Origin of the sequence: Skermanella aerolata KACC 11604, assembly GCF_000936425.1 — a bacterium.
Lineage (GTDB): Bacteria > Pseudomonadota > Alphaproteobacteria > Azospirillales > Azospirillaceae > Skermanella > Skermanella aerolata.
In genome coordinates this window covers 1-4,056 of record NZ_AVFK01000122.1, presented here as the reverse complement: position 1 = coordinate 4,056, position 4,056 = coordinate 1, and the positions used below count along the sequence as shown (strand labels likewise).

At 60.4% G+C, this 4,056-nt stretch carries 4 protein-coding genes; all 4 read left to right on the top strand.

Annotation, left to right across the window (positions count from 1 at the left end; translation table 11 throughout):
• On the top strand, positions 1-267 hold a 267-nt coding region (locus tag N826_RS45085), incomplete at its 5' end, for a hypothetical protein (protein WP_211099512.1).
• 653 nt (positions 268-920) lie between these two features.
• Positions 921-1,295 (top strand): hypothetical protein, encoded by a 375-nt coding sequence (locus N826_RS38465; RefSeq protein ID WP_044437811.1) that lies wholly within the window; start codon positions 921-923, stop codon positions 1,293-1,295.
• A gap of 286 nt (positions 1,296-1,581) precedes the next feature.
• Complete coding sequence (locus N826_RS38455; RefSeq protein WP_247870483.1) at positions 1,582-3,039, top strand: methyl-accepting chemotaxis protein; 1,458 nt, start codon at positions 1,582-1,584, stop codon at positions 3,037-3,039.
• Between the two features lie 145 nt (positions 3,040-3,184).
• On the top strand, positions 3,185-3,685 hold the full coding sequence (locus N826_RS38450; protein WP_044437808.1) for a hypothetical protein: 501 nt from the start codon (positions 3,185-3,187) through the stop codon (positions 3,683-3,685).
• Positions 3,686-4,056 lie beyond the last annotated feature (371 nt).

The following is a 4,056-nucleotide window of genomic DNA, read 5'->3' as shown; positions in this document are numbered from 1 at the left end:
CAGGCCAAAGGCGAGCAGAATGAGCACCAGCCTGGTGCGCAACTTGAGGTGCAGGCGTGCCATCACGCCCCTCTGGCCGATCGAAAATCCGATTGTTCTGAGAGGTGCCTGAGTAGGATTATCATGATCAGGGGAAGTTTTTTTGAGCATTGTTTTTCCAAAGAAATAGCTGCACGGGCCGGACCGACCAAGGCGAGCTTCACAGCAAATGCTCAAGGTGCGGATCCACGATCCCTCCTTTTTCACTGCGTCGCGATGAAGATATGATTAAAATATAAGCAGAAATTTACGGTGTCAGACGAGGAGAGAGTACCGCAATAAGCGCCCTGTGCTGTGCTGGTTGAGGGATGCGGCGATTAGCCCTAATCCGCTATCGATGAAATAAGGGTTTCACGCCAGAATGACGGATTTTTAATATCGGAGCAGGAAATTGGGAAGTCACTCAATGGCGTTGGCTATCTGCTCGGGAGCTGTGTGCAGTCGATGATGCACTGGGTTTGCTGCAATGTTGATCATCACTGTCGGAAACCGACACCAGAAGCGGTGCCAATTATCAAAGTCGACAGGACATGGTACCTTCTGCGTGGCAGGACAAACCGAGGGATGCATCCTGATGACCATACGGCTCAAGGCAGAAGCATGAAATCGGCTGAAGCCTGGGCACACACGGGGAACACCCCCCCCCGAAGATCTATCGACTGTATTCCCGCGTTGTCCTGCACCTGACGCCTCGAGCAGCCTCAGCAGTCACAACAGCATCAGGAGATAACAGCTGACCCCGCAAAACCATGAAAATATAATGGTTTTTAAGGTAAAGAGTCATTAATTGTTGGCTGGTACGGTCTGACCATCCTGTCGCCGGTGCTCAGCCACGCTGGCGCCTGCTCCAACACACCTGGCATGATACAGGAGGTTCAGACATGGTCCCGGTAGCTTTCCGCTCCAGGGTTTCCGGCACCGGAACGGGACCGCGCCACCCGGGCGCCATTCTCGACACGCTGCCGGTCGCGGTCATGACCTGCGACATCGCCACCTTCCGGATCGACTACGCCAACGTCGAGTCCAGAAAGCTGCTGGAAACGATCCGGCACGTGCTGAAGATCGATCCCGACTGGATCGTCGGCAGCAGCATCGACGTCTTCCACAGGAAGCCCGAGCACCAGCGCCGGCTGCTGGCCGATCCGAAGAACCTGCCGCACGACGCCCGGATCACGGTCGGCGACAGGATCCTTAATCTCTCCATCGACGCCGTGCGCAATCCACGCGACCAACACACCTGCGTCACCCTCAGCTAGCCGGCTGTCATAGGCAGGATCCGGCAACGAACTTCCTGTCGGGCGCCTCCTTGTGCCGGACCGACCTGATCTTGAGGAAATCTCTCGACCTGAGTGCCCTGGTTGCCGCCATCCGGTCGAGGCTGAGCAAAGACCCGGTTCCTCCTGTCGCTTCCTGCCGGAACTGACGTCCGGTCAACAGCAGTCCTTTGAACAACAATCTCCACCGGATCGCCGGGTTTTTAGCACCGCCACCCCTGTTTCAAAAAGGACCACTATGATGTTCCGCTTTGCCAAGTCCCGGAAGATGGCAGAACTTGACGCCCAGGTGACTGCCATCGGCAGGTCGCAGGCCGTCATCGAGTTTGAGCTCGATGGCACAGTGATCACCGCCAACGGCAACTTCCTGTCGGCGATGGGTTATACGCTGGCCGAGATCCGCGGCAAACACCACCGCCTGTTCGTCGAGCCGGGCGAGGCGGCCAGTGCCGAGTACGCCCAGTTTTGGGAGAAGCTGCGCCGCGGCGAGTTCCAGGCCACCCAGTTCAAGCGCATTGCCAAGGGTGGTCGCGAGGTCTGGATCGAGGCCTCCTACAATCCCATTCTCGATGCTAGCGGCAAGCCCTGCAGGGTCGTCAAGTTCGCCACCGACATCACCGGGCGCAAAGCCCGGGAAGCCGACCTTCAGGGTCAGGTCGACGCCATCAGCAAGTCGCAGGCGGTAATCGAGTTCGAGCTCGATGGCACCATTATCACCGCCAACGGCAATTTTCTCGGAGCTGTCGGTTACAGCCTGCCGGAAATCCAGGGCAGGCATCACCGCATGTTCGTTGAGCCGGCGCTTGCGGCCAGCGCAGACTATGCGCAGTTCTGGGACAAACTGCGACGCGGCGAGTATCAGGCTGCTCAGTTCAAGCGCATTGCCAAAGGCGGTCGCGAGATCTGGATCGAGGCCTCCTACAATCCCATCCTCAATGCCGGCGGCAGGCCCTGCAGGGTCGTCAAGTTCGCCACCGACATCACCGCACAGGTCGAACTCATGAATCAGCTCAAGACGCTGATTGACCGCAACTTCGGTGAGATCGGCGAGGCGCTGGGCCGCTCCGACGGTCAGTCGGGAGCGGCGATGGATGCCGCGACGGAAGCCTCGGCGAATGTCCAGACGGTGGCGGCGGCGGCCGAGCAGTTGGCCAGCTCGACGCTGGAGATTTCCACCAGCATGACCAAATCGACGTCCATGGCCGAACAGGCCCGGCAGCAGGCCGAAGCCGCCGATCAGGCGACACAGAAGATGTCGGACGCGGCCCGCCAGATGAACGGCATCGTCGAGCTGATCCGGAGCATCGCCGGCCAGATCAACCTGCTGGCGCTCAACGCCACGATCGAGGCGGCGCGGGCCGGCGAGGCCGGCCGGGGCTTCGCCGTAGTGGCGACCGAGGTCAAGAACTTGGCCAACCAGGCGGCCCGGGCGACCGACCAGATCTCCGGCGAGATCGACGGCATCCAGTCGATCTCCGGCAATGTGGTGGACGCGCTCGGCGGCATCCGGCAGTCGATCGAGGCGGTGCGCGACTATGTTCTCACCACCGCCAGCGCCGTCGAGGAGCAGACCGCCGTCACCACCGACATGTCGCGCAGCATGCAGGGCGCCTCGACCGCGGTATCCGCGATCACCGGCAACATCGGCGAGATCGCGGCCTCGATCCATCAGGTGACGGAAGCAGTGAGCCGGACAAAGGAGGCCGCCCGGGTCCTGGCGCGCTGATCGGAAGCAGCGGCGTCGATGCATTATCGATGACCGGCGGACTGAAGGATGTCCCGAGGTCCACCGGGTTCCCGGATTGCTGAGACGTCGATGCCTCGAAACCGGCAGCAGCAGGAGAAGCAGGCCGTGAACGGCTTCGGCAGGGATGCTGTCCGCCCTGATCCGCGACATTGTCAGCGTCAGGATCAACTACGACAATACCGGGTTTGGTCAACTGCCGAAACTAATTCGGCACGTGCCGAAGATCGACCCCGAGCGGATCGCCGCTGCCAGCGCCGTCTGCCGGCGGATCCGAACAGCCTCCGCGGTCAGCTTGAAGAGGAAACCTCATCTCATGCATCCACAACTCGCCGCCCGCCGTCTGCAGGTGCTGCACGCCGAGCTTGAAACTCAGAAAACATCTCTGCTTGTCTGGCTTGATCAGGTCGAGGATCTCGTGAACCAGCTCCATCAGGAAACCGGCATGGAGATCTGCCTGGCACTCAAGCCGATGATCACTTTGATACGCCGGGAAGTTGACCAACTCGATATGCGCTCGCCGACGTCAACCACGCAGCTGGTCGAGTTGACAGCGCGCTTTAACAGCGTTGCTCAGGCCATAACCAGCTGTGTTCGAGCCATGGCTGCAATCCAACACGATCGTTGACCGGCGCGGTGTCGAGCAGGCGATCATCCGCAGGGTTGCAGGTCCATGCGGGTAAAATCCGTAGCCACCCGGAACAGGCTGCGGAGTGCTTTCCGGAGGGCGATGCTGCCGGCCGGAACGTGTCAACGACAATGAGGCAGGCCCTTTATCCCCAATCATGGCGTATCGCATCCTCGGGGAGGTTCCGGCAGGCTTCAAACCCTTAACCTCATTACGCCAACCGGCTCATCAACTGCTTCGGACTTCTTCAGCCAAGTCGCTGAGGTTGTCAGAGGCGTGGTCACCGCGTAGGTGAACCGGATCCTGCCGGCACGTCTGGTCCAGCTGTTTCCGGGTTGCGAGGAAAGAGCGCTCCAGCGTCCGAACCAGGG